The organism is Sandaracinus amylolyticus (assembly GCF_021631985.1).
Taxonomy (GTDB): Bacteria; Myxococcota_A; Polyangia; order Polyangiales; family Sandaracinaceae; genus Sandaracinus; species Sandaracinus amylolyticus_A.
Map to the genome: position 1 here is coordinate 8,061,365 of NZ_CP070225.1, position 25,075 is coordinate 8,086,439.

Here is a 25,075-nt window from a genome sequence, read left to right on the forward strand (position 1 = left end):
AACGCGGGCGCCGAGCACGACGGCGCCCGCCGCGATCGCGTCGTGTTCCGTCGCTGAGCCGACGTCGTCCTGCGTCCCGCCCGCGCCCACGATCGCGCACGCGCCCCGACGGGTGATCGCGGCGCGAGAACCCAATCATCACGCGGGCCACCACGAGGGCGGAGTCGTCGATCGTGCTCGGCGCGCACCGACGTCGGTCTCGCGCGCCTGGGCGCTTACGCGGGATACCCCTGACGTGCGCTGCTCCAGCTTCGCGGTAGAACGCGGCCCCATGACGCAAAGGGTTCTCGCCGCGATCGTCGCGGTCGCGGCCGCGCTGGGGTTCGCCTTCGCCGCGGTCTCGACATCCGACTTCGTCGCGCACCTCGATCGTCAGGTCCACGGCATCCACTGCTCGTTCCTGCCCGGCGTCGGCGCGGCCGACGTGAGCGGGACGACGGGATGCCACGTGACGCTGATGAGCCCGTACTCGTCGGTCATGCGCGAGAGCGTGTGGGGCGGCATCCCGATCTCGCTGCCCGCGATGGCGGTGTTCGCGTACCTGGTGTTCTTCCCGCTCGCGCTGATCGCGCTGCGGCGCACCGGGGATCGACGCGCGACGGGCTTCCTGCTCGCGGCGACGACCCTGCCGCTGCTCGCGTCGATCGTGATGGGCTGGATCTCGCTCACCGAGCTCGACGCGGCGTGCAAGCTCTGCATCGGCATCTACACCACGAGCACCATCGCGTTCTTCGCGGCGCTCGCGCTCTTCGTCGTCGCGGTGCGCAGCCCGGCGTCGGCGAGCGCGACCTCGACGCGCGGCGGCGACTTCGAGCGGCTGGGCCCGGCCCCGCGCATCGCCGCGCGCGGCAAGCGCCTCGACGGCGGTGGGTACGCGCCCGAGCAGACGATCCCGGCCGACGAGACGGTGCGCGATCCGGTCGCGCTCGGTCACGCGCCCACGATCGACGTCGCGTCCGCCGAGGAGGTCGCGGGCCAGCCGCGCCGTCTCGCGACCGCGAGCGAGATGGATCGCCGCGGCGCGCCCGATCGCCGGTTCGGCAACACGCCGTCGCGCGCGTCCAACGACGCGCCGGTCGGCTGGGGCGTGCTCGGCGCGGCGTTCGGGCTCGGCGTGCTCTTCGTCGTGCTCCCGGTCGTCGCGTACGCGGCGAACGCGCCCGACTTCGATCACTACCTCGGCGCGTGCGGCACGCTGCCCTCGCCCGCCGATCCCCATCGCGTGCTCGTGCCGCTGGGCCCCCAGACCCGCCCGCTCGCGGTCACCGAGGTGCTCGATCCGCTGTGCCCCGCGTGCCGCGGCTTCGAGCAGCGCTTCAGCGGGCTCGAGAGCGCGTCGCAGGTGTCGCGTCGCGCGCTGCTCTTCCCGCTCGACAGCGAGTGCAACTGGATGGTCGATCGTCCGATCCACCCCGGCGCCTGCGCGATCTCCGAGGCGATCCTCTGCGCCGGTGAAGGCGCCGACGAGGTGCTCGCCTGGTCGTTCGAGGAGCAGGAGGCGATCCGCACCGCGACCACCAGCGATCCCGGCGCGGCCGCGCGCATGGCGAGCGCACGCTTCCCCGCGCTCGCGCGGTGCATCGGCTCGCCCGAGGTCCGCGCGCGCCTCAACCGCGCGCTGCGCTGGGCCGTCGCGAACCAGCTGCCGGTGCTCACGCCGCAGGTCTACGTGGGCGACACGCGCATCTGCGACGCCGACACCGACCTCGGGCTCGACTGGACGCTGGCCCGCCTTCTCGAGAGGAGCGCGTCGCGATGACGAACACGATGCGATGGTCCTTCGCGGGCGCGCTCGCGCTCATCCTCCTGCTCACGCCGGTGCTGCTCGCGACGTCGTGGCAGGGCAGCGCGAGCGCGCGTCTCGAGGAGAGCGAGGCCGCCGAGGCGGGCCGCGAGGCCCCCGCGGTCGCGACCGCGTCCGAGGCCGACGAGTCGTACTGCACGCCCGAGCTGCGTCAGATCCTGCGCCGCGTGCTCACGAGCTGCGGCCTGATCGGCGGCAGCGGTCGTGGCTGCCAGCCGGTCGAGGCGCGCAGCGTCGCGACGATGCGCGGCGACGACTTCAACGCGCTCTTCCTCCCGATGCAGGAGCGTGGAGGGATCCTCCAGTTCGAGCGCGCGGAAGCGATGCTCGACGCGAGCGACACCGCGCTGATCGATCGCGTCTTCGCGGATCGTCGCGGCGCGTCGTACTTCTTCGTCGTCGCGCGCGCGTCGCCCGAGGGCTCGGTCGAGCGCAACCGCGAGCTCTCGCGCGAGCGCGCCGAGGCCGTGATGTCGCACCTCCGCACGACGTTCAACGACCCCGAGCTCGATCGCCAGGTCGGCCTGCTCTGGCTCGGCGAGGAGTACGCGCAGCTCGAGACGAACTTCTGCGAGTGGCAGCGCAGCGGCGGCGCGGAGGAGTGCCGCCCCGAGGATCTCAACCGGAGCGCGTTCGTCGCATGGATCGATTGCGTGCTGTGATGATCTCGGCCGCCCTCGCGGCCGCGGGGTGTGGGGGAGAAGAAGCGACGATCACGCCGGAGGGAGCGGCGCCCGTCGCTCCATCGCGCGTGGAGGCGGTGGCGGCGCGCGACGACGATCCGGCGCGTCGCTTCTGCGACGTGTCGGCGGCAGTGGGCGAAGGACGCGAGCTCGCGCTCCCGCCGCTCGAGGGCCCGAGCGCGCCGACGAGCGGATGGCGGTGGATCAACGTGTGGGCGACGTGGTGCGCGCCGTGTGTCGAGGAGCTGCCGCGCATCGTCGCGTGGCGCGCGCGGCTCGCGGAGGAAGGCACGCCGATCGAGCCGTACTTCGTGTCGGTCGACGGGAGCGCCGAGGACGTCGCGACGTGGCGCGGGGCGCACCCCGACGCGCCGGAGTCGGCGCGGATGACCGACCCGGCCGGGCTCTCGCCGTTCTTCGCATCGCTCGGGCTCGACGCGGCGACGTCGATCCCGATCCACGCGCTGGTCGATCCGACCGGCCACGTGCGCTGCGTGCGCGCGGGCGCGGTCGCGGAGCGCGACTACGCGACGGTGCGGGCGATCCTCAGGACGCGCTGAAGGCGCTGGCGAGCACTCCAGCTGGACACGCGCTGCGCCGCGCTGTCACGAGAGTGCGGCGTGCAGGCAGCGCCGCGCGTGCTACCAGCGGGTCGCGCGCGCCCATCTCGCGGCACGCCGAGTGCTGAGCGGCGCGGCGCGTGCGCGGTCGGGGCAGCGCGTGGATCGCGCACGAACGCGTGTGTCTCACGCACGTGAGCAAGCGCGGGTAGGAGATCCCGGTGAGGCTGGAACGAGATTGCGGCGGTCGCGCCGAGCGCCGTACGCTGGGCATCGTGTCTCGGCGGTGGTGTCGCTGGCTCGTCGTGCTCGCCTCGATCGTCGCGGGCTGCGAAGAGAGCGCGGCGCTCACGATCGATCTGCGCACCGATCTCGCTCCAGGCATCGAGTTCGTGCGGGTGCGCGCCGAGCACTCGACGCACCCCTTCGACGACGACGGCGACGGGGTGCGCAGCGTCGAGCAGCTCGCATCGTCGAGCACCGACTACGTGCACCGCGGCGGGCGCGTCGCCGAGCTTGACGGATTGCGGCCCGGCGCGTCGTACGTGCGGGTCAGCCTGATCGACGCGCAGGGACGCGTGGTCGTCGATCGCATCACGACGGTCGACGTGCGACGGCGCGTCTCGATGGTGGTCGTGATCACGCGCGCGTGCCGCGGCGTGGTGTGCCCGGGGCCGAGCGACGGGCCCGAGGCCACGACGTGCATCGCGGGGCGCTGCGTGCCGCCCGACTGCTCGCCGGAGAACCCGGGCGCGTGCGGCGAGCCCTCGTGCACGACCGACGAGGAGTGCCGCCCCGACGCCGAGTGCGCGGTCGGGCTCTGCCTCGATCGCGAGTGCTTCTACGTCGGTGTCGACGAGCGCTGCGCGACCGACCAGTGGTGCGGTCCCGACGTCGGATGCCTGGTGCGCCCCGGCCTCGAGAGCGACGGAGGCATGCCCGACGCGCGCGCCTGCGCGACGAACGAGACCGCCTGCGACGACGGTGAGGACGAGGACTGCGACGACCTCGTCGACTGCGCCGATCCCGACTGCCTCGCGGTCACCTGCGACGACGGCAGCGCGTGCACCAGCGACGACGCGTGCACCAGCGACGGCACGTGCGATGGCACGTCGATCGAGTGCGACGACGGCGAGGTGTGCACCGCCGACTCGTGCGATCCGTCGACCGGCTGCGCGCACGATCCGGTCGAGGGCGGCTGCGACGACGGCAGCGCGTGCACCGAGAGCGACACCTGCGTCGAGGGCGCGTGCGTCGGCACCGCGATCACGTGCGACGACGGCAACGTCTGCACCGACGACGCGTGCGATCCCGCGACCGGCTGCACCCAGACCGCGAACACCGCGCCCTGCGACGACACGTTCTTCTGCAACGGCACCGACCGCTGCGCGGGCAGCACCTGCTCGATGCACACGTCGGCGCCCTGCGCGCAGTTCTGCAACGAGACCACCGAGCGCTGCGATCAGTGCGCGGCCGACGCCGACTGCGGCGCGGTGACGTTCGGTGCGTGGAGCGCGTGCGGCAGCTTCGCCAACAGCTGCGACGAGAGCGGCACCCGCACGCGCTCGGTGCTCACGCCGCGCTGCATGACCGGCATGTGCACGGTGGTGACGACGACCGAGACCGGCTCGTGCACCCGCGACACCGACGGCACGACCTGCGGCACGACGACGACCGGCACCTGCGGTTACTCCGACGCCTGCGACGAGTCGGGATCGCAGACCGTGACCACCCGACGCTGCGTCGCCGGCACCTGCACCGCGAGCTCGACCTCGCAAGCGTGCGGCGGGCGCGACACCGACGGCGATCTCTGCGGCTCGCGCCGCACCCGCGATCGCTGCTGCGCTGGCGCGTGTCGCGACATCTGGTCCGACGAGGCGAACTGCGGCGGCTGCGGTCTGCGCTGCGCGAGCGGCCTGACGTGCCGCACGATCTCGAGCGGCGCGACGTCGGGTGACGGCGCGGCCTGCTTCGAGTGCACCGCGACGTCGCAGTGCGGCAACGGAACGAGCCGCAACTGTTGGTCGGTCGCGACCGGCGGATACGGATACTGCCAGTGCTTGACCGACTCGGGCTGCGCGTCGGGTGAGCGCTGCTTCACCGGCTCGGGCTCGAACTACTGCTACTACCCGTGATGCTTCGCGCCTTCGCTTCGTGGCTCTTCGTCGTCGCGCTGCTCGCACCCTCGCTCACACGAGCGCAGGCGCGCGAGCTCTCGCCCGCCGAGGTCGAAGAGGCGCGCGCGCTCTTCGTCGCGGGCTCGGCCGCGGTCGAGAGCGGACGCTGGGCGGACGCGGTGAGCAGCTTCGAGCGCGCCTACGAGCTCACCGGCGCGCCCTCGGCGCTCTACAACCTCGGGCTCGCGCTGCGCGCCCTCGGCCGTCATCGCGAGGCGCGCGACGCGTTCGATCGCCTGCTCACCGCCCACACCCTCGACGACGAAGATCTGCGCCGCGAGGTCTCGCAGATGCGCGGCGAAGAAGCGGCGCGCGTCGCGGTGCTCGAGCTCGTCGGGCTCGATCCCGATGCGCGCCACGCGATCCGGTTCGACGGTCGCGACCTCGCCGACGACGGCGCGCGCCCGCTCGACGTCGAGACCGACGCGGGCAGCCACACGCTGATCGCCGAGCGCGAGGGGTTCCGCCCGTTCGTGTGGGAAGGCCAGCTCGCCGACGGAGAGCGACGCTCGGTGCGCGCGATGTTCGAGCCGGTCGCGACTGCGGGCGCGAGCGACGACACCGCGCTGCACGTGGTGCTCGTGGTCTCCGCGATCGCCGCGGTCGCGGCGGGCGGCGCGGTCCTCGGGTACGTGCTCTACGAGGACGCGCAGGTGCGCCCGCTCTACGACCAGCGGGTGGAGCCGTGACGCGCGTCGCGATGCTCGCGCTGCTGCTCGCGGGGTGCGCCGAGACCGGCGTGCTCGAGCTGCAGCTCATGCTCCCGTCCAAGCCCGCGACCGACACCGAGCCGCTCTTCGCGCAGGTGCAGATCCGTCGCGCGTCGGATCACCCGTTCGACGTCGCGTGGGAGGGCGCCGACGTCGCGGCGGTCGAGCTCGGCGCCGAGCCGGTGCGCTCGCAGATCAGCGTGGTCGGCCGCGACCCCGAGCTCGATCTGCACGTGAAGGTGCGCTTCTGCCGCGCGCCTTCGTGCGACGCGCTCGACGACGGGATCGCGCCCGAGCTCTGGTTCGAGATCGAGCGCCCCTTCCACGTCGGGCGCCGCACCGCGTGGGCGACCTGCATCGAGTCGGTGCCGAGCGCGCAGCCGACCACCTCGACCGTCGTCGATCGCTGCGACGTGCACGGCTGCACCAGCGGCGCCGCGGCGACCTACTGCGACGGCGCGGGCGCACATTTCTGCGAGATCGAGACGATCGACGAGCCCCCGCGCGACCTGCGCTGCGTCGACGGCGTGGCGGACTACTGATGCCCGGCGGTACGCTCGATCGCGCGATGACGCCCGCCAGCGAGCTGCCCGGCGAGCCGAGCTACGGCCGCTACGAGACCCTCTTCCGCATCGCCGCGGGCGGCATGGCGGAGGTGTACGCGGCGCGCGCGAGGGGCGAGGCGGGCTTCGAGAAGCTCGTCGCGCTCAAGCGCATGCTCCCGCACCTCTCGAGCGACGAGCGCTTCGTCGCGATGTTCATGGACGAGGGACGCCTCGCCGCGAACATCTCGAGCCCGCACGTGGTCTCGACGCTCGATCTCGGTCGCGCGTCGGACGGCTCGCTCTACCTCGTGATGGAGCTCGTCGTCGGCGTCACGCTGACCACGCTCGTGCGCAACGCGCTGCGGGCCGGCGAGAAGATCCCGATCGACGTCGCGGTCGAGCTGATCGCCCAGACCGCGCACGGTCTCCACGATGCGCACGAGGCGACCACGCCGTACGGCGAGCCGCTGCACATCGTGCATCGCGACGTCTCGCCGCAGAACATCCTGGTCGGCGCCGACGGCCGGGTGCGCATCACCGACTTCGGCGTCGCGCGCGCGACCCAGCGCTCGACCCAGACCACGACCGGCGAGATCAAGGGCAAGCTCGCGTACTTCTCGCCCGAGCAGTGCGCGAACGCGACGCTCGATCGCCGCAGCGACGTGTTCTCGCTCGCGACCGTCGCGTGGGAGACCCTCACCGGGGATCGGCTCTTCTTCGCCGACAACCCGATGGCGATCTTCGATCGCGTCACGAAGATGGCGATCCCCGACGCGACCACGCTGCGCCCCGAGCTGCCCGCGGCGATCTCGGCGGTGATCACCCGCGGCCTGGCGCGCGATCGCGAGACCCGCTTCGCGACCGCGGGCGACTTCGAGCGTGCGCTGCGCGACGCGGCGCGGGTGTGCGAGGTGGTCGCGCCCCCGGGCGCGGTGTCGCGCTTCGTGCGGGCCCACGGCGGCGATCCGCTCGCGAGGATGGAGGCGCGCATCCGCGCGTCCCACGCGACGAGCGAGGCCGGACGCGTCTCCGCGCCCCCGGGCGAGACGCCGCCCTCGCACAGCGGCATGGTCGCGCGCGCCGCGCGGCCGGTGGAGCCCGAGGACGTCGCGCTGCACGAGCAGCACACCGTCGTCACGCCGCCGCCGGTGGACCTCCCGCTGCCGCCGCGCCGGCGCACCACCGCGATCGCGCTGTGGGCCCTGGCGATCGTCACCGCGGCGGGCATCGGGGTGTGGCTCGCGGTCGCCCAGCGCGATCCGGCGATGGTCGCCACCCCGATCACGACGCCGCCCCCGAGCCCGGTCGCGTCCGCGCCCGAGCCGCCCCCCGAGGTCGCGGCACCGACGCCCGAGGTGCCCGCGACGAGCGCCCCGCCCGCGCCCACCGTCGAGGCCCCGGTCGCCCCGCGCCGCGCCTCGCGCGACCGTCGCCGCGCCGATCCGACCCCGACGACCGCCCGCGCGCCCGAGCCGGCGCCCGAGCCCGCCCGCGCCCCGAGCGAGCCCGCGGCGACGACCCCCGAGCGCCCCCGCGGGAGCAAGCTGCTGTCCCTCGACCAGTTCGATCGTGACCTGGGCGGTCACTAGATCCCGAAGGGTTCTCCCCAACTAGGGAAAACCCTTGGGTGCTTCGCCCAGGGCGGACATGGGCTGACAGCCCGCGCGGCCTGCGTTACGACGGTCGACGCGATGGAGCACCGTTCACGGTCACGCACCGCGTCGTGCGATCAGACCCGGCCGCGCGCGATCAGCTCGCGCCGCGACCGCACGCCGATCTTGCGGAACACCGCGTCGACCTGCTTGGTCACGGTGCTCCGCGTCGTCCCGCGGAGCTCCGCGATCTCGGCGTCGGAGAGCCCGACCAACAGGAGCGCGTGCACCGCGCGCTCCGCAGCAGTCAGCGGCGGCGCGGCGGTTCCGTCCTCGGCGGGCGGCTTCCGTTCGGGCCAGCTGAACACCACGTATCTCCCGGAATCGTGGGCGAGCCGCGAGACCCTCAGGTCCTCCGGCGCCTCGTCGTCGTGAGATTGCACGGCGAGTGAGAGTAGACGCCCGGGAGCGTCGCGTGGAGGGGGAACGGATGGGTCGACCGCAAGATCCGATGAGCGTCGTCGAGCGCGCCTACGATCTCGAGGCGCCGGAAGAGCTCTGGGTCGAGGGTCTGCTCGCCTCCGCCGCACCACTGCTCGACGCGGGTCACGGGCTGATGGGGTGCGTGTTCGACTTCACCGGGCCCGAGGGCGCTCCACACGCGCGCTCCGCGGCCGCGGTCGCGGGGCCCGAGGAGTGGACGACCGGCTGGCGCGCCGGCTGGTGGCAGCACGTGGTGCACGGGCTGCCGCGCCAGGTCTGGATCGATGCGCTCTCGTTCGGCCCGGTCGCCTACGCGTCGCACGCCGCCGAGGGCGTCGCCCAGCGCATCGCCACGTTCGAGGAGATGCTCACGACCCTCGGGAGCAAGGGGTTCGCCCACCTGTTCGGCCGCACCTTCACCCCCGCGCCCGAGAGCCGCTACGTCTCGTACCCCGAGGCGCTCGGCGTCATCGCGAGCGATCCCGCGGGCCACAGCGTCGGGATCTTCGCCAACCGCAGCGCCAACGTGGTCCGTCCGGCGGGGCGCGTCCTGCGCCGCACCTGGTCCCGCGTCGCCGCGCACGTCGCGGCGGCCCACCGGCTGCGGCGACGGCTCGGCACCGGGTCTCCGCTCGAGCGCGCCGACGTGGTGATGGCGCCGGGCGGGCGCGTGGTGCACGCCGAGGGCGAGGCCGCACAGCCCGAGCGCCTCGAGATGCTGCGCCACGCCGCCATCGCGATCGATCGCGCGCGCACCACCCGCGTTCGCGCCACCGACGAGGCGTTCGAGCTCTGGCGCGCGCTGCACGACGGCCGCTGGTCGATCACCGACACCTTCGATCACGACGGCCGCCGCTTCCTCGTCGCGCGGGAGAACGAGCCGGCGAGCGACCCCGCGCCCTCGCTCTCGCGGCGCGAGCAGCAGGTCATCGACCTGCTCGCGCTCGGCCACTCCAACAAGCTGATCGCCTACGACCTCGGGATCTCCACCTCGAGCGTCGCCACCCACCTGCGCCGCGCCGCCGACAAGATCGGGCTCTCGACGACGCGCGACCTCGTGCGCTGGGCGCGCGGCCGGCGTAGACCCCTCGAGCGATGATCGAGATCGCGGGCGAAGCGCGCTCGCAGTGGAACCGGCGCTTCGCGATCCGGCTGCACGACGGGGCCGAGGTCGAGGCCGTGCTCTACCGGGGCGACACGCTCTGCGTGTCCTCGCAGGTCGGGTGCGCGGTGCGCTGTCCGTTCTGCGCGTCGGGCGCGAACGGGCTGGCGCGCGGGCTCGAGCTCGAGGAGCTGCGCGCGCAGGTCGAGCAGGTCGAGGCGCTCGGGGTCGCGCTGCGCGGGGTGACCGTCTCGGGCGTGGGCGAGCCGCTCCACAACGCAGCGCGGGTCACCGAGTTCGTCACGTGGTGCAAGGAGCGCGGCACGCCCGCCAGCCTCACGACCTCGGGCGGTCCGACCACCAAGCTCGCGACGTTCTTGAAGGACGTGCCCCACCACGGCCTCACCATCTCGGTGCACGCCGGCACCGAGCCCACGCGCGCGCGGCTCGTCCCTCACGCCCCGACGCTCGACGCCCTCTTCACCACGATCACCGAGGCCCTGCCCCACCTCTCGCGACGACGTCGCAAGAAGACCGCCCTCGCCTACCTGCTGATCGCCGGCGAGAACGACGGCGACGACGAGCTCGACGCGTTCTCGGCGCGCGCGGCCCCGCTCGATCTGCCGGTGCACCTCTACGCGCTCAACGAGGTCCCGACGAGCGCCATGCGCGGCCCCGGTCGTGCTCGCTACGAAGAAGCCTATGCGCGGCTGTGCGCGGCAGGCCTCGTGGTCCGCATGTCCTCCCAGGCGCGCATCGAGGCCAACGGGGGCTGCGGCACGCTGATCGCCCTGCGCCGGCGCACGACCTCCTGAACGCGCGCGCCCACTGCGCAAACGTTGACCTTTCCGATCACGCGTGCTTCAACCGCCGCCGGGTCTCAACCCGCGGAGAAGCATGGGATCTCTCTTCCTCCAGGCCGCCGCGACGGCGCCTCACCGGCTCGACCCGATGCAGCTCATCCTGCACGCGTCGCTCGTCGTGAAGCTGGTCATGCTGGTCCTCGCCGGCATGTCGCTCTTCTGCTGGTTCATCATCGGGACGAAGCTCGTCCGCATGACGGCCGCGCAGCGCACCAGCGCGCGCTTCCTCGACGTCTTCTGGAGCAAGGAAGAAGGCAACGTGTGGGGCCCCGAGCGCCTCGAGGCGATCTACGCGCGCCTCGGTGGCCTCGAAGGCTCGCCCCTCGCGCGGGTCTTCCACGCCGGGTACGTCGAGCTCGCGAAGGTCTCGCAGGCGGGCGCCAATGCGGGCGACATCGAGAACGTCGAGCGCTCGCTGCGTCGCGCGCAGGCGGGCGAGATGACGCGCCTCGAGAACCAGCTCCCGTTCCTCGCGACGACGGGCTCGGTCGGCCCCTTCATCGGTCTCTTCGGGACCGTGTGGGGCATCATGAACTCGTTCCTCTCGATCGGCGCCGAGCGCGGCGCGACGCTCGACGTCGTGGCGCCCGGCATCGCGGAGGCGCTCATCGCGACGGCGATCGGCCTCCTCGCCGCGATCCCCGCGGTCATGGCCTACAACTACTTCATCCGCCGCATCCGCGTGATCGAGGCCGAGACCGAAGCGTTCGCGATCGACTACCTCAACATCGTGCGCCGACACTTTCTGACCTGAGAGGCGTCTGAACGATGGCCATGTCGACCGGAGGAGGCGGCGGACGCGCGCCGCTGAGCGAGATCAACGTGACGCCGCTGGTCGACGTCATGCTGGTGCTCCTCATCATCTTCATGGTGGCGGCACCCATGATGACGTCGGGTGTGCAGGTCGATCTGCCGAACGCCGACGCACCGCCGATGGACATCGAGCCCGAGCAGATGATGCTCAGCATCGACGCGCAGCAGCGCGTCTTCCTGGGCGAGGCCGAGGTGCCGATGGAGCGCCTCGAGGAAGCGCTGCGCACCAACGCGCGGTTGCAGGAAGAGGACGAGATCTTCGTGCAGGCCGACCACACCGTGCCCTACGGCTTCGTGGTGCGCGTGTTCACCGCGATCCGCGCCGCCGGCGTGGAGAGCGTCGGCCTGGTCACCGATCCGCTGAGCGCGCCCGATCAGCCCGCTGCCCCGACGCCCTGATGAATCACGTCGCGAGCACGCCCCTGCATCTCGATGACGCGGACTTCCGGCCGCGCTCGCTCTTCGATCGCGCCACGCCCTCGCCCGCGCAGATCGCGGCAGGCGCGGTGACCGCGCTCGCGGTGCACGTCGGGCTCCCGCTGATCGTCGTCGCGTTCGTCGGTGTGCTCGCCGCAGTGGGCGCGCTCGAGGAAGAGCCGACCGAGCTCCCGCCGGTCGAGCAGGTGATCCAGGCGCGTTTCCTCCAGCGCGGCGAGATCCTCGATGCGAATCAGCTCCCGAACCGTCGGGTGCCGATCCTCCGCACCGACGTCCCCGAGCCTGGCCCCAGCAAGCGCGCGCCGACCGAGCCGGTCCAGCCCCAGGAGCACGAGCGCCAGCGCGACTCGGTCGCCGACGCGCTCCAGCGCCTGAGCGACGACGCGCAGATCTTCGCCGAAGCCGAAGAGCGCCGGGTCCAGGAAGGCGATCCCGACGGCATCGAGGGCGGCGATCGCGAAGCGAGCGAGGGTGATCGCTACGCCGGCATCCTTCGGAATTTCTTCACGCGCGGCTGGAACGTCCCCACCACGATGGACCGCGACCTCGTCCGCTCGCTCGTCGCGGTCGCGACCGTGGACATCGGCGAGGACCTCAAGATCACGAGCTTCCGCATGACTCGGCCGAGCGGGAACCCGGAGTTCGACCTGTCGGTGGAACAGCAGCTCCAGCGCCTCGTCGACGGCCAGGCGGTGATCCCGCCGCCGCCCGAAGAGGTCGCGGCTCAGTACGTCGGTCGAGGGATCACCGTTCGTTTCCACGGCCGCGACCTGCGCTGAATCGCGCGCCTCGCGCGTCGTCACTCACGAAGGCCACACACGATGAAGACTCGCATCACCTCCGCGCTCGCCTTCGTCCTCGCGCTCGCCGCGAGCGTCGCCGTCGTGCTTCCACCGCTCGGCACGACGTCGACCGCGCAGGAGGCCCCGCAGCGCGGCAGCGAGGCTCCGCCGCCCGAGGGTGCGCCGGTCCCGCCCGACGAGATGCTGCCGAACCAGGTGGTCATCGACGTCACCGCGCCCGAGCGCGCGCTCTATCGCATCGCGGTGCCGAACCTCCTCGGCGACGCCGAGATGGGCAACAGCGGCGCCGAGGTGATGCGCACCGACTTCCGCCTCGTCTCGCTCTTCGAGGTGCTCGACGCGCGTAGCTTCCTCGCCGATCCCGCGGCCGAGGGCCTCGGCATCACCGCCGCGCCGTGGAGCAGCGTCGGCGCCCAGGGCGTCATCAAGGGCCAGATCACCCGCACCGGCGGGCAGATCCGCGTCGAGATGCGCCTCTACGAGCTCGCGCGCGGCACCACCGCGACGCTCTCGCGCACCTACAACGGCGCGCCCGGCGAGCTCCGCAACTTCATGCACGACTTCGCGAACCTCGTGATGGAGCAGCTCACGGGTCGTCGCGGCGCGTTCGGCACCCGCATCACGTTCGCGCGCCGCGTGCGCGAGGGCCGCAAGGACGTCTACGTCGCGAGCTTCGACGGGAACAGCGTCTCGCGCGTCTCGAGCGGTCGCGGCGTCGCGATGCTCCCCGCGTTCGGCCCCGGCGGCATCTGGTACTCGGTCCTCACCGACAACGGCATGTTCATCACGCGCACCGGCATGGAGGAGCGCGCGCTGATCGACGCGCCCGAGTCGATCAACATGGGCGTCTCGGTCTGCGGCAGCCGCGCGTACTTCACGAGCACGCGCGACGGCAACGCCGAGATCTACAGCTCCGCGCTCGACGGCACCGACGTGCGCCGGCTGACCGATCACCCCGGCATCGACGTCTCGCCCGCCTGCGGCGGCCCCGGTGGGCTCATCGCGTTCGTCTCGAACCGCCACGGCAGCCCGCAGGTCTTCGCGATGGACTCGAACGGCGGCGGGGTGCGTCGCCTGACGTTCCGCGGCTCGTACAACCAGACGCCCGCGTGGTGTCCGATCGGCGAAGAGCGCCTGCTCGCGTTCACCGGTCGCGCGGCGGGCCTCGACGTGTTCACGGTGAACATCGAGACCCAGCAGTACACGCGCCTGACCCAGGGCCAGGGCGTGAACAAGGACCCGGCGTTCTCGCCCGACTGCCGGATGGTCGCGTTCTACTCGACGCGCGGCGGCATCTTCATCGCGAGCCCCGAGGGCCTGAACCAGCAGCTCGTGGTCCCCGGCGTCGCCGAGACCCTCCGCTGGTCCCGCTGATCTCCGCGCCACCGGGGCGCTCCGAAGGGTCCCCGAGTCACGTGCCGCACCAGTATCCGCTGCACACGCCGCCCGCGCAGTCGTTCGAGCAGCACTGATCATCGGACGCGCAGGCGCGACCCGCGCTCCGGCAGCAGCGATTCGAACAGCTCGCGAGCGCCGATGCCTGACAGCGCGCCCCGGGATCGCAGCACGGCGGGTCGCCATCGCAGCTCGAGCCCGTGACGCGGCAGACTTCGACGCAGCTGCCATCGGAGCAGTCCGAACCGCCACCGATACAGCGCCCGCAGGTGCCGCCGCACCCGTTGCTCCCGCATTCACGTCCGGCGCAGCTCGGCGTGCAGATCGCGCGGCACGCGCCCGTCGTCTCGTCGCACATCGTGCCCGTCGCACAGGTTCCGCACGTGCCGCCGCACCCATCCGGACCGCACGATCGCCCGTCGCAGCGCCGGAGGCACGAGCACACGCCGCCTTCACACGTCAGCCGTACGCCCGGAACCGCGCAGCAGTCGTCTCGGTGCGCGCACGCGGCGCCTTCGGTGCTGCAGTCACAGATGCGGCCATCCTCATCGCCGGGATCGCACGAGCCGCTGAGACATTCGGCATCGCTGACACATCTGCCGTTGCCCGGAGCACAGAGCGCCCCATCGACGCGGCCCGAGCAGCAGACGATGGACTCGCCGATGTCGAGCGGGTTCTCCTCCTCGTCCTCGAAGTACTCGGGCGCCACCGCCGGCTCGCCCGCGGGCGTGCAGGCGCAGATCCCTCGCTCGCAGCGGCCGGAGCAGCATTCGTCGTCCGAGAGGCAAGCGGCCATGCTGCGGGGGTAGGTTCGAATGCACCCGCAGGTCCCGCCGGCGCACGCGCCACTGACACAAGCAAACGTCTCGAAGCACGCGCCGCTCGAGGCGCAGCAACCGGGGTGCTCGTAGTCGTCACAGGAGAGGGCTCGCTCCCCTGCCGCCGCACGGCACGTGTCGCCGGGCCGCGAGCGCAGGCACTCCAAGCTCCCGCCGCCCTGGTACCCGCAGGCGCCGTTCGCGCATTGGACGCCGACGACACAGCCCCGGCCGACGGGCGAGTAGTCGTCGCACCGCACCGTCCCCGCCGGCGTCGGGTTGCCCGATCCCGAGCAACACTCGTGCGCGAACGAGACGATGCTGCCGCCCAGCGCGCACTCCGGGCACATGCCGTCGATGCATTCACCGAGCGCGCAGACCCCATCGGGGCACGGCTCGCCAGGAGGGGGGAAGCGGCACACCCCGCCTCGACAGGACGAGCCGGGCCGCCACCCGCAGTCCGCATCGTCGCGGCAGCTCAGGGTGTCGCCGGTGCATTCTCCGGTGAGCGGGTCGAGGCTCCCGCTGCAGCACTCGGCGGCGCGACGCGCCGAGCCCGAGCGAACGCAGGGCTGGCACTCGCCGTCGATGCAGACCTCGGGCGCGTAGCACCAACCCGCTTCGCCACACGGCGTGGTTGGCGTGGGGGGCTCGTAGTCTCGCCCGTCCCAGGGCCGACCACCGCTCGAAGCATCGATGCCCGAAGCGTCCTCGGGCCGTGTGGCGTCGAAGCCCGCCGCATCGTCTGGAGCGGCTGCATCCGGCTCGCCCCCGTCCCCACCACCACACGCGGCGAGCACGAAGATCGCAGCGAGCCCCCAGGCGCACCGACCCTGCAACCTCATGTGGCGATGATCTGGGCGACGGATCGACGCGTCAACGACGCGCGCGTGGAGCATTCGACGGCGAGGATCGATCCGAACGATGCAGTCGGGCGAGCCCGCTCGACCCCAATCGACCTCAACGATGCAGTCGGGCGAGCGCGCTCGCCCCCGATCGACTCGAACGATGGAATCGGGCGAGCCCGCTCGACCCCAATCGACCTCAACGATGCACTCGGGCGAGCGCGCTCGGCGCCGATCGACTCGAGCGATGGAATCGGTCGAGCGCGCTCGACCGGATGTTTCTTTCGAGTTGACGGCGGTCGCCACCGCACGGGCGGAACCATGTGGCGATATTCGACTTCGACGCGGCAGCAGCTACGATTGCGAGTCGGGGGTGTGACGACGAGGTGACGGAGCACGCGCAGGAAGATCCGCTCGACGCGCCCGAACAGGAGGCGCCCGCGGAGCGGCCTGCGACGACTCCGGTCCCCGATCGTCCGAGCGACTGGGGCTCGCTCGTCGCCGATCTCTCGCGCGGCCGGCAGCACCCGACGTTCCGGGTCCACGACCGCACCCACGTCGAGCTCGCCGTCGACTACCGCCTTCGCCCAGGGCGCAAAGAAGAGGCGTTCGTCTGGGAGTCGTTCTACTTCGCGCCCGAGTCGCTGCGGCTGCACTCGCGCACCTACGACAAGAGCGACCTCTACTCGGACCTCCAGTCGTACGTGCGCTTCGAGGTGCCCGACGTCGCGTACGGCAAGCTCACGGGCGAGCCGCTCCAGCGGGTGCGCCAGGCGATCGTGTCGGGCGACGAGGCCGCCGCGACGCGCGAGATGCGCCTCTTCTCGTGCATGGTGCGCGCGTCGGGCGTCGAGGCCCGCGACGCGATCGCCGACGGGCTCGACGGCGACGAGCACGACCGCAACCGCGCGCTCGCGTGCGCGGCGCGGATGGTCGCCGACAGCGCGCGGATCGGTCCCCGCCTCCGCGAGGTGCTCGCGCTCGCGCAGAACGCGCCCGACCCGATGCGCACCGCGGCGTCGTGGGTCGACGAGGACGTCTCGCGCCTGGTCGAGACGCTGCTCGGGAACCTGGTGCAGCGGCTGCGCGAGAAGGAAGCGCCGGAGTCGCTGATCAACGCGGCGGAGCAGGCCGCGGTGGCGGAGGCGCGCTACCGGCTCGATCGGGGCCTGGGCGGCGTGGGCAGCGTCGGCATGAAGAGCCGGCGCGTCGAGCAGCTCGAGTTCCGGCGACACGTGCTCAAGCGGTTCACGTCGTCGGTGCTCTGGCTGAGCCCCCAGATCAGGCCCGCGAGCACCTGGATCCTCCACTTCCTCTACGCGATCGCGGCGTCGGTCGCGATGGGCTTCGCGGTGGTCGCCGCGCTCTGGAACGGCACCGACGCGGGCACGCGCGGCATCGTGCCCTGGGCGATCGTCGTGATCCTCGCGTACGCCGCGAAGGACCGCATCAAGGCGCTGCTCCAGACGCAGTTCCACGACGTCATCTCGCGGCACTTCCCCGATCGACGATGGGTGATCCGCGATCGCGAGCGCGGCGTGGAGCTCGGCGAGATGGAGGAGCAGTCCGGGTTCATCTCGTGGAGCGAGCTGCCCCAGGACGTGCTCGCGGTGCGGCGGCTGACGCGCCTGCACCCGCTCGAGGAGCAGGCGCGCCCCGAGACCGTGCTCTTCCACCGCAAGGAGATCGAGGTCCGCGCCGACCGCATCGCGGACCCGCGGTTCAGCACGCTGACCGAGATCTTCCGGCTCGATCTGCGGCGCTGGCTCGCGCACACCGACGACCCGAAGCGCGAGATCGTGTTCGCCGATCCCGAGCGCGGTCAGATCGGCTCGGCGCTCGCGCCGCGCGTCTACAACCTCGGCGTGGTGTACCGGCTGCGGCGCGCGGACGAGGTCGACGCGCCCTGGCATCGCGTGCGCATCGTGGTCACGCGCAAGGGGATTCGGCGGATCGACACCGTCGTGTGAGCCCAGCTCGCGTTTTTCGCGCGCGGGCGTCGAAAAAAACTGGCGGCGCCTGGGAGCGGGTGGTACGTGCGCCGCGCTCCCGCGTGCTGGGGAGCGCGGGAGGTCCTGCGGTGCCGCGATCGCGCAAGGGCGACGACGAGGTCGAGAACGAGGCGCTCGAGGCGGGCGAAGGCGACGAGCTCGCCGAGCCGGCGCTCGACGCCGCGGCCGAAGAGGAAGAGGAAGGCGAGGAGGCCGAAGAAGGCGTCCCCGCCAGCGCTGCGGGCCGTGCGAGCGCGGCGCGGTTGCTCGAGCTCCTCGTCGAGAAGAAGGCCCTCGCGCTCCTCGCCAAGAAGCCGGGCAACGAGCTGATCGAGAAGGTCGCGCGCGTGCTCGAGAGCCCGGCGGCCGTGAAGGCTCGCGCGTCGCGTCTGTCGGACGTGATCGTGGACAGCGACGACGTCGACGAGCTGTTCATCGACGACGAGACGCTGATCGAGCTGCTCAAGCGCTGGTGAGCGCAGGCGTGCCGCTCAGGGCGTGAGCGGCACGACGCAGTGGCCGTGGGCGCGCTGGCAGTCCGACACGTCGGACCAGAGGTCGGCGCAATCCGTCCCGGTGCACTCGCAGCCGCTCACCGAGCGGCAGTCGACGCCGGTCCACGCCCAGCCGAGCAGCGCGTCGCAGTCGCCGGTCCCGCGGGCGTTCTGGGCTTCGCAGCTCGCCTCGCAGGGGCCTTCGTAGTCGACGTCGGTGCCCGCGCCGTACGCGTCGCACTCGCTCTGGTAGAGCAGGCGGTCGCAGCCGCAGACCTCGTGGATCACGGGCGGGCACACGGTGGGGCGCTCGCGGCAGGTGCCCGTCTCGTCGGCGCCGCCGCAGGCGTGGGGATCGGGGAAGTCGCAGTACTCGGTGGTGGTGCACGTGGCGCCGACGAAGCCGCCGCAGCTGCGCGCGCACGCGGAGAACACCGCGACGCACTCGGCGCGCGTGGTGAACGCATTCGCGCAGTCGGGGCCCTGGCACGTCGAGCAGCCGTGGAGCTCGATGCACGCGCTGCCGTTCCAGATCCAGAGGCCGAGGGCGCGACCGCACACGCCGTCGCCCGTGGCCTCCATCGGCGAGCAGTCGGGCGGGCACTCCACGTCGGTGCACGAGAGGTCGGGCGCGACGCACGCGCCGCAGCTCGCGTTGCAGCAGACGGTGCCGACCGGGCAGACGTTCCGGCCGCAGCGCTCGCCCTCGCACGTGAGGTGGTCGCACACGCAGGGCATGCCGTCGTAGTGACAGCCGGGCGGAGGCGGGGGGCACTCGCACCAGCCGGCGTCGGGCGTGCACTCGGGCGGGACGACGCGGACGAACGAGCCGGAGCGGCACTCGAGGCGCTCGCACGGGCCGCGCGAGCAGACGCGACCAGCGCTGCAAGCATCGCCGACCTGGGCGACGTCGCAGGGCGGATCGCACGCCGGCGGGAGGACGTCGAGACTGATGCAGCGGCCGCACGCGCACTGGTTGCCGAGCGCGCAGTCGCCGTCGGAGGCGCAGCTCCCGGCGCCGCCGTCGTGGGCGCCGACGCGGACCCGGTAGCCACAGCCGAGCGCGGTGAGGGCGATCAGGAGGAACGCAGGGGCGCGCATGCAGGATCGTGCGTGGCCGCGCCGCGGGTGATCCGTCACTCGCAGGCGGTGCGCACCCGGGCGGCGAGCGGAGAGCGGGGGTGCGCGGCGAGGAGCTCGGAGAGCGCGGCGCGGCCTTCGTCGGCGCGACCGGCGGCGCAGAGCGCGAGGGCACGCGCGGCGTCGCGCTCTTCGGTGAGCTCGCCGCTCGGGAAGCGGGCGCGGTGCTCGTCGAGGGCGCGGAGCGCGTCGTCGGGACGGGCGTCGCGGAGGGCCGACCAGGCGCGGCGGAGCACCGGGAGCTCGTCGTGGAGAGAGGCGACCGGGATCGGGGCCGGGTCGGGCACGGCCGCGGGGGGCTGGGCGGGGGACGGGTCCGCAGCAACGACCACGGGGGGCGGGGCGGCGCGGGTCGGGGTGGTGCGACGGGGGCGCGCCGGAGCGGCCGACGGGGCTGCGACCGGGATCGGGAGCGGCTCGGGGGTGAGCTCCGGAGCGGCGACCGGAGGCGGCGCGGTGACGACGGCCGGGGGCTCGGGGCTCGCGGGAGTCTGGTGGGCTGCCGGTGCCTCCGTGGCGGGCTCGGTGATCTGGGGGCGCTCCGTCGTGATGCCGGCGACGACCGCGCCGCCCGCGCTCACCACGAGGGCGATCGCCGCGACCTTCGCGAGCGTCGACATGCCGAGGACGCCGAGCGCGGTCGTGGTGGCGCCCGCTGCCGCGGCCCCGGTGGCCGCCGCGGTCGCGCCGGCGGCGTTCGCGATCGCTCCGCTTCCTCCCGCGATCGCTCCGCCGCTCGCTGCGCTCGCGCTCGCGGCGGTGCCCGCCGCGCCGGCTGCGGCGCCGGCCGCGATCGACGCCATCATCGCGCGCCGCACCCGCGCGCGATCCGCCGCGCTCGGGTCGTCTGCCGCGCGCGCTGCTTCGATCAGCGCCCGCGCGTCCGGGCCGAGGCGCGGGACGATGCGATGCGGGCCCGAGCGATTCGGTCGTCGCGCTCCGCCGCTCACGGCGCCCTCCGATGCGATTCGCGCGCGCGATGCCGCGCCAGTGCCTTCTCGAACTCGATGCGCGCCGCGCGCAGCCGCGAGTACACCGTGTTCAGCGGGATGCCGAGCATCTCCGCGATCTCCGGCGCCGTCGTCTGCTCGAGCTCCGCGAGCACGAACACCGTGCGCTTGTCGTCGTCGAGCTCGTCGAGCAGCCGATGGAGCAGCCGCACCGCCTCCGCCTGCTCGAGCGCGCCCGCCGGGCACTCCGCGCGCTCGTCGACCATCTCGCCCTGGGTCGACGCCATCGCGTCGTAGCTCGCGTGGCCGCCCTTGCGGCGCTGGGTCCTCCGCCAGTCCGACACGACGCGGAGCAGGATCGCGAACACCCACGTCTTCGGCGACGAGCGACCCTCGAAGTCCGCGAGGCGACGATGCACGACCAGGAAGACCTCCTGGACGACGTCGTCGACCGCCGCCTCCGCGACCCCGAGGCGACGGGCGCTCCGCCATACGAAGTCGAAGAGCTGCTCGTAGATCGCCTCGAACGACGGCACCTCGCGAGCCGCCGCGGCGGACGGAGGATCGATCGCGAGCGCCAGCGCAGTCACCGCCCCTCCGTGGCCGGCGCGCCCGCGATCCTTCGGGCGTTCGTCAACGGACATCGACGTGCCCTCCGATCGTGAGTCGCCCTGCGACGGGCGACGGCTCCCACACCACGCCGAACGGCGCGAGCTCGAACCCCGGCACGCCGAGCGCCACCAGCAGATCGAGGCCGACCTCGAGATCGAGCGCGTCGATCGGCGACCACGGCATCGCGGCGCCGACCACGAGCGCGCCGACCGGCGCCTCGGCGCGGCCGGGATCGCTCACGCCGACGCCCCGGGCGATCAACGCGCCCACCTGCACGCCGCCGCAGATCGCGAGCCCGGGACGACCGGCGTCCCCGTCGAGCGGCCGCCCGCACGCGCTCACCGCTCCGCCCGCCCACTCGACGTCGACCCCCGCGCCTGGCGGCGCGCTGATGGAATCGTTCGCGAGACGCATGCCCTGGGTCGCGAGCCAGCCCCCGCGCGCCCGGAGATCGAGCCGGTCGATGCGCACCACGACCTCGCCGATCACGCCGGGCGCGATCGCGGGAAGCGTCCCGACGTCGAGCACGAACGCGGCGCCGACCCCCACCGAGAACGGCGTCGGCCGCGCCGGGATCGGCAGCGGCGCATCGGGGGCGGCGAGGGCAGACGCGGGATCGCGGACGACACGCGGGACCGGCTCGGGCTCGGCCATCGCGACCTCGGGATCGATGCGCCATGCGAGCACCAGCGCGGTCGCGTCGACGAGCGCCTCGCAGCGGTCGGCCGCGAGGGTGCGCTCGACGGCTCCGTCGTCCGCGCTGCGCAGCTCCACCACCCAGCGATCCGCGCCTTCCTGGCGCACCTCGGCGTCCACCGCGATCGGATCCGCGGCGGTGAGCGGTCGGCCCAGCAGGGCCTCGATCGCGGTTCGCAGCGCACGATCGTCGGCGCACCCAGGAGGCCCGATCCAGCGCAGGCGGGGCGTGTCCTGGGCCCGCGCCGGCGCGGTCGCGACGAGCGCCACCACGAACGCCAACGCGCGCCAGAGCGTGCCTCGCCTGCCTACCATCCCGCCGGAGGGGCACCGTCGAGCACGCCGCATGCCGCCCCGGCGATTTCACCTGGGCAGTGGTTTCACTGACACGGCGTAACACGGTACCGTGGATCGACGGGGGAGGTCGGGGATGGGATCGCTCGCGTTCGTCACGGGGCCGGTGCACCTCGACGAGGAGGGCGACGATCTCCGCGCCGACCTCGGGGCTGCGCTGAGCGAGGCGCTGGGCGCGTCCATCGTCGTCGAGAGCGAGCGCAGCTACACCGCGCTGCGCGATCGGGTGATCGCGCGCGATGCCGCGCTCGCGTGGCTGCCCCCTGCCCTCTTCGTGCGGGCCAACGAGGCCGGCGCAGTGGGCGCGGTGATGCGCGCCGAGCGCTTCGCGGGGGCGCGCTACCAGGGCGCGATCTTCGTGCGCGAGGAGTCGAACGCGACGCGCGCCGAGGACCTCCGGGGCATGCGGGTCGCGTGGGTCGATCGCGACTCGTGCGCCGGATATCTCTTCCCGCGGCTCGCGCTGCGCGACTGCGGGCTCGATCCCGACGCCTGCTTCGGCAGCGAGACCTTCACCGACAGCCACGCGCGGGTGGTCGCAGCGGTCGCGGCGGGCGCGGTCGAGGCGGGCGCGACCTACGTGCAGCTCAGCGATCCCGAGCGTCCCTCGCGAGGCCTCGCGATCGCCGGGTGGACCGCGTTCGCCGCGACCCGTTCGATGCGCGCGGTCGTGGTGAGCGCGTCGATCCCGAGCGACGCCGTGTGCATCGGCGCGTCGGTGCCCGACGAAGTGCGCACGCGCTGGATCGAGAAGCTGCGCGCCGCGCACGCCCTGCCGCGCGTCTCGCGCCTGCTTCGTGCGATGCTCGGCGCCGATCGGCTCGCGCCCGGCACGGCGGAGGACTACGCGCCGGTTCGCGAGGCGCTGCTCGCAGAGGGCGCGCTGAGGGGCTGATCGAGGAGCCCGAGTGAAGAAGTGTTCGCTGGTCGCGTCGTGCCTGCTCGCGCTCGCGTGTGATCCAGGAGAGAGCCCGGCCGACGCAGGCACCGATGCGTACGTCGCGCCGCCCGAGTGCGAGGTCGACGTGCAGCCCGAAGATCCGCTGCCCGATCCCGCGCGCCACACGCCGCGCTGGGCGTTCGAGCCGTGGATCTCGAAGGACATCTCGGATCGCGACGACACGCTCGCGTTCGTCGCCGGGTTCCGCGAGCACGACATCCCGGTGGGCGTCGTGGTGCTCGATTCGCCGTGGGACTCGCAGTACACGACGTTCCGCCCGAATCCCGAGCGCTACGGGGACTTCGGCTCGCTCGTGCAGACGCTGCACGACGACGACGTGCGCGTCGTGCTGTGGACCACGGCCTTCGTGAACCTCCGCTCGTACGACCTCGAGATGGGCGGCGACTCGTACCGCGGGCCCGCGCCGAACTACGCGGAGGGCCTCGCCTGCGACTTCTTCGTGAACGACGGCGAGATCTACGAGTGGTGGAAGGGCGCCGGCGCGAGCGTCGACTTCTTCGATGCGCGAGCGCGCGCGTGGTGGCACGCGCAGCAGGACCTCCTGCTCGATCTCGGGCTCGACGGATGGAAGCTCGACTTCGGCGACAGCTACCTCGAGGCCGATGCGACGCTCGCGACCGACGAGGGCGACGTGCCGCACCAGCGCTACGCCGAGGAGTACTACCGCGACTTCCTCGCGTACGGCGTGTCGCGACGCGGGCCCGAGTTCACGACGATGGTGCGCGCGTGGGACGAGAGCTACGACCGCCGTGGTCGTTTCCACGCGCGGCCCGAGCACGCGCCGGTCGTGTGGATGGGCGACAACCGTCGTGACTGGGTCGGGCTGATCGACGCGCTCGATCACACGTTCCGCTCGGCGCGCGCGGGCTACGTCGTGCTCGGCACCGACGTCGGTGGGTACCTCGATCGCGACGACCAGATGCTCACGACGTTCATCCCGTTCGACGTCGAGAACTTCCAGCGCTGGACCGCATGGAGCGGGATGATGCCGTTCCTGCAGCTGCACGGGCGCGGCAACCTCGCGCCGTGGAGCGTGCCGGGCAGCGACGAGGATCGCGCGGCGACGATCGAGGTGTGGCGCTACTGGGCGACGCTGCACCACGCGATGGTCCCGTACTGGTACTCGATCACCGAGGAGGCCTACGCGACCGACGGCGTGATCGTGCATCCGGTCGGCGACGACGAGAGCGCATGGGCGGGCGACTGGCGCTACGTCGTGGGCGACGCGTTCCTGGTCGCACCGCTGATCGCGAGCGGCAGCACGCGCGACGTGGCGCTGCCCGCGGGCGCGCGCTGGTACGACTGGTGGGCGCCGGGCGCGGCGGCGATCGAGGGTGGCACGACGCTCGAGGGCTACGACGTCGGCAGCTCGCGGGTGCGCATCCCGGTGTTCGTGCGCGAGGGCGCGATCGTGCCGATGCACGTCGAGAACGACGTGAACGGGCTCGGCAACGCGGCGAGCGCGGGCTCGCTGACCGTGCTGGTGTGGCCGTCGAGCGAGACCTCGTCGTTCCGGTTGCGCGAAGAGGCGGACGACGCGATCACGACGATCACCGCGAGCGCGGGCTCGGTCACGTTCGCGCCGGCGCGGGCATCGGTGATCGTGCGGGTGCGCGCCGACGACGCGCCGAGCGCGGTGAGCGCGGACGGCACGGCGCTCGAGGTGCGCGCGGATCGCGCGGCGCTCGACGCGAGCGCCTCGGGCTGGTGGTACGACGCGACCGAGAGCGCGCTGTGGATCAAGCGCACCGACGCGACCGGGACGATCACGTTCGAGTGATCCTTCCGTTCGCACGCTCCTGCTGGACTGATTGCGACCGCTCCGTTCAAGCCCCGGCGGGGCGGCGACGGCACGATCGCGTCATGGACGAAGAACGTGGAAGCCTCCTGTCGTGGCAGTGGACGCACTATCCGAGCGGCCACGCGGACCGGACCAACCTGCTCATCCACGCGATCACGGCGCCGCTCTTCTGGAGCGGCCTCGCGACGCTGGTCCTCGCGCCGATCTCGGGCGCGCCGCTGGGCGCGCTCGGAGGGCTCGTGCTGATCGTGATCGCCGTCGCGGCGCAGGGGCGCGGGCACAAGCGCGAGCAGGTCGGGCCGCTGCCGTTCCGTGGCCCCTTCGACGTGGTCGCGCGGCTCTTCGTCGAGCAGCTCGTGACGTTCCCGCGCTTCGTGCTGAGCGGCGGGTTCGCGCGGGCATGGCGTCGCGCGGGGGAGAACGTCGCGATCGGCTGATACGCTCG

23 protein-coding genes are annotated in these 25,075 nt (G+C 72.8%); 18 read left to right on the forward strand and 5 right to left on the reverse strand.

The features are described from left to right. Positions 1-271: 271 nt before the first annotated feature. From I5071_RS34075 to I5071_RS34105, 7 genes are all read left to right on the forward strand, one after another. Positions 272-1,759 (forward strand): vitamin K epoxide reductase family protein, encoded by a 1,488-nt coding sequence (locus tag I5071_RS34075; protein ID WP_236517465.1) that lies wholly within the window; start codon positions 272-274, stop codon positions 1,757-1,759. Beyond that, positions 1,756-2,466 carry a hypothetical protein gene (locus I5071_RS34080; protein ID WP_236517466.1) on the forward strand — a complete coding sequence of 237 codons (711 nt, stop codon included), beginning with the start codon at positions 1,756-1,758 and terminating at the stop codon, positions 2,464-2,466. Before I5071_RS34075 ends, I5071_RS34080 begins: the two co-directional genes overlap by 4 nt. Beyond that, complete coding sequence (locus I5071_RS34085; protein ID WP_236517467.1) at positions 2,466-3,047, forward strand: TlpA family protein disulfide reductase; 582 nt, start codon at positions 2,466-2,468, stop codon at positions 3,045-3,047. Before I5071_RS34080 ends, I5071_RS34085 begins: the two co-directional genes overlap by 1 nt. 221 nt (positions 3,048-3,268) lie before the next feature. Then, positions 3,269-5,182: a hypothetical protein gene (locus I5071_RS34090; protein WP_236517468.1), complete on the forward strand. Its 1,914-nt coding sequence runs from the start codon at positions 3,269-3,271 to the stop codon at positions 5,180-5,182. Beyond that, on the forward strand, positions 5,182-5,913 hold the full coding sequence (locus I5071_RS34095) for a tetratricopeptide repeat protein (protein WP_236517469.1): 732 nt from the start codon (positions 5,182-5,184) through the stop codon (positions 5,911-5,913). Before I5071_RS34090 ends, I5071_RS34095 begins: the two co-directional genes overlap by 1 nt. Beyond that, on the forward strand, positions 5,910-6,476 hold the full coding sequence (locus I5071_RS34100) for a hypothetical protein (RefSeq protein ID WP_236517470.1): 567 nt from the start codon (positions 5,910-5,912) through the stop codon (positions 6,474-6,476). The genes I5071_RS34095 and I5071_RS34100 overlap by 4 nt, the downstream gene beginning before the upstream one ends. A gap of 26 nt (positions 6,477-6,502) precedes the next feature. Then, positions 6,503-8,068: a serine/threonine-protein kinase gene (locus I5071_RS34105; RefSeq protein ID WP_236517471.1), complete on the forward strand. Its 1,566-nt coding sequence runs from the start codon at positions 6,503-6,505 to the stop codon at positions 8,066-8,068. Positions 8,069-8,208: 140 nt separating this feature from the next. Here I5071_RS34105 and I5071_RS34110 read toward each other — a convergent pair whose 3' ends face one another. Continuing rightward, entirely contained in the window at positions 8,209-8,514 is a 306-nt protein-coding gene (locus I5071_RS34110) for a helix-turn-helix domain-containing protein (protein ID WP_236517472.1), read from the reverse strand. A 68-nt stretch (positions 8,515-8,582) separates the two neighbouring features. Between I5071_RS34110 and I5071_RS34115 the strand changes: the two genes are divergently transcribed. The 8 genes from I5071_RS34115 to I5071_RS34150 all read left to right on the forward strand — a co-directional run bounded on the left by I5071_RS34115 (position 8,583) and on the right by I5071_RS34150 (position 18,098). Next, positions 8,583-9,653: a helix-turn-helix transcriptional regulator gene (locus I5071_RS34115; RefSeq protein ID WP_236517473.1), complete on the forward strand. Its 1,071-nt coding sequence runs from the start codon at positions 8,583-8,585 to the stop codon at positions 9,651-9,653. Continuing rightward, entirely contained in the window at positions 9,650-10,471 is an 822-nt protein-coding gene (locus tag I5071_RS34120) for a radical SAM protein (RefSeq protein ID WP_236517474.1), read from the forward strand. The genes I5071_RS34115 and I5071_RS34120 overlap by 4 nt, the downstream gene beginning before the upstream one ends. 82 nt (positions 10,472-10,553) lie before the next feature. Continuing rightward, a complete protein-coding gene (gene tolQ / locus I5071_RS34125; protein WP_236517475.1) occupies positions 10,554-11,273 on the forward strand; it encodes a protein TolQ in 720 nt (239 codons plus the stop codon). Between the two features lie 14 nt (positions 11,274-11,287). Continuing rightward, the gene (locus tag I5071_RS34130) at positions 11,288-11,731 is read left to right on the forward strand and encodes an ExbD/TolR family protein (protein WP_157070361.1); all 444 of its coding nucleotides are present in this window, start codon (positions 11,288-11,290) and stop codon (positions 11,729-11,731) included. Next, a complete protein-coding gene (locus I5071_RS34135) occupies positions 11,731-12,549 on the forward strand; it encodes a TonB C-terminal domain-containing protein (protein ID WP_236517476.1) in 819 nt (272 codons plus the stop codon). The genes I5071_RS34130 and I5071_RS34135 overlap by 1 nt, the downstream gene beginning before the upstream one ends. A gap of 42 nt (positions 12,550-12,591) precedes the next feature. Then, a complete protein-coding gene (locus tag I5071_RS34140; RefSeq protein WP_236517477.1) occupies positions 12,592-13,947 on the forward strand; it encodes a hypothetical protein in 1,356 nt (451 codons plus the stop codon). 2,070 nt (positions 13,948-16,017) lie between these two features. Further along, positions 16,018-17,601: a hypothetical protein gene (locus I5071_RS34145; protein WP_236517478.1), complete on the forward strand. Its 1,584-nt coding sequence runs from the start codon at positions 16,018-16,020 to the stop codon at positions 17,599-17,601. Beyond that, positions 17,598-18,098, forward strand: a complete 501-nt coding sequence (locus I5071_RS34150; RefSeq protein ID WP_236517479.1) for a hypothetical protein — start codon at positions 17,598-17,600, stop codon at positions 18,096-18,098. Before I5071_RS34145 ends, I5071_RS34150 begins: the two co-directional genes overlap by 4 nt. Positions 18,099-18,113: 15 nt before the next feature. Here I5071_RS34150 and I5071_RS34155 read toward each other — a convergent pair whose 3' ends face one another. The 4 genes from I5071_RS34155 to I5071_RS34170 are packed head-to-tail and all read right to left on the reverse strand — an operon-like array spanning position 18,114 to position 21,796. Next, complete coding sequence (locus tag I5071_RS34155; RefSeq protein ID WP_236517480.1) at positions 18,114-19,217, reverse strand: hypothetical protein; 1,104 nt, start codon at positions 19,215-19,217, stop codon at positions 18,114-18,116. 35 nt (positions 19,218-19,252) lie between these two features. Beyond that, a complete protein-coding gene (locus I5071_RS34160; RefSeq protein ID WP_236517481.1) occupies positions 19,253-20,206 on the reverse strand; it encodes a hypothetical protein in 954 nt (317 codons plus the stop codon). Then, positions 20,203-20,796, reverse strand: coding sequence for an RNA polymerase sigma factor (locus I5071_RS34165; RefSeq protein ID WP_236517482.1), 594 nt, complete (start codon positions 20,794-20,796; stop codon positions 20,203-20,205). The genes I5071_RS34160 and I5071_RS34165 overlap by 4 nt, the downstream gene beginning before the upstream one ends. 43 nt (positions 20,797-20,839) lie before the next feature. After that, positions 20,840-21,796 (reverse strand): hypothetical protein, encoded by a 957-nt coding sequence (locus I5071_RS34170; RefSeq protein ID WP_236517483.1) that lies wholly within the window; start codon positions 21,794-21,796, stop codon positions 20,840-20,842. A gap of 148 nt (positions 21,797-21,944) precedes the next feature. Here I5071_RS34170 and I5071_RS34175 point away from each other — a divergent pair, with 148 nt between their 5' ends. The 3 genes from I5071_RS34175 to I5071_RS34185 all read left to right on the forward strand — a co-directional run bounded on the left by I5071_RS34175 (position 21,945) and on the right by I5071_RS34185 (position 25,067). Then, a complete protein-coding gene (locus I5071_RS34175) occupies positions 21,945-22,763 on the forward strand; it encodes a phosphate/phosphite/phosphonate ABC transporter substrate-binding protein (RefSeq protein WP_236517484.1) in 819 nt (272 codons plus the stop codon). A 13-nt stretch (positions 22,764-22,776) separates the two neighbouring features. Next, positions 22,777-24,609, forward strand: coding sequence for a TIM-barrel domain-containing protein (locus I5071_RS34180; protein ID WP_236517485.1), 1,833 nt, complete (start codon positions 22,777-22,779; stop codon positions 24,607-24,609). 83 nt (positions 24,610-24,692) lie between these two features. Next, positions 24,693-25,067, forward strand: a complete 375-nt coding sequence (locus I5071_RS34185; protein WP_236517486.1) for a terminase — start codon at positions 24,693-24,695, stop codon at positions 25,065-25,067. Positions 25,068-25,075 lie beyond the last annotated feature (8 nt).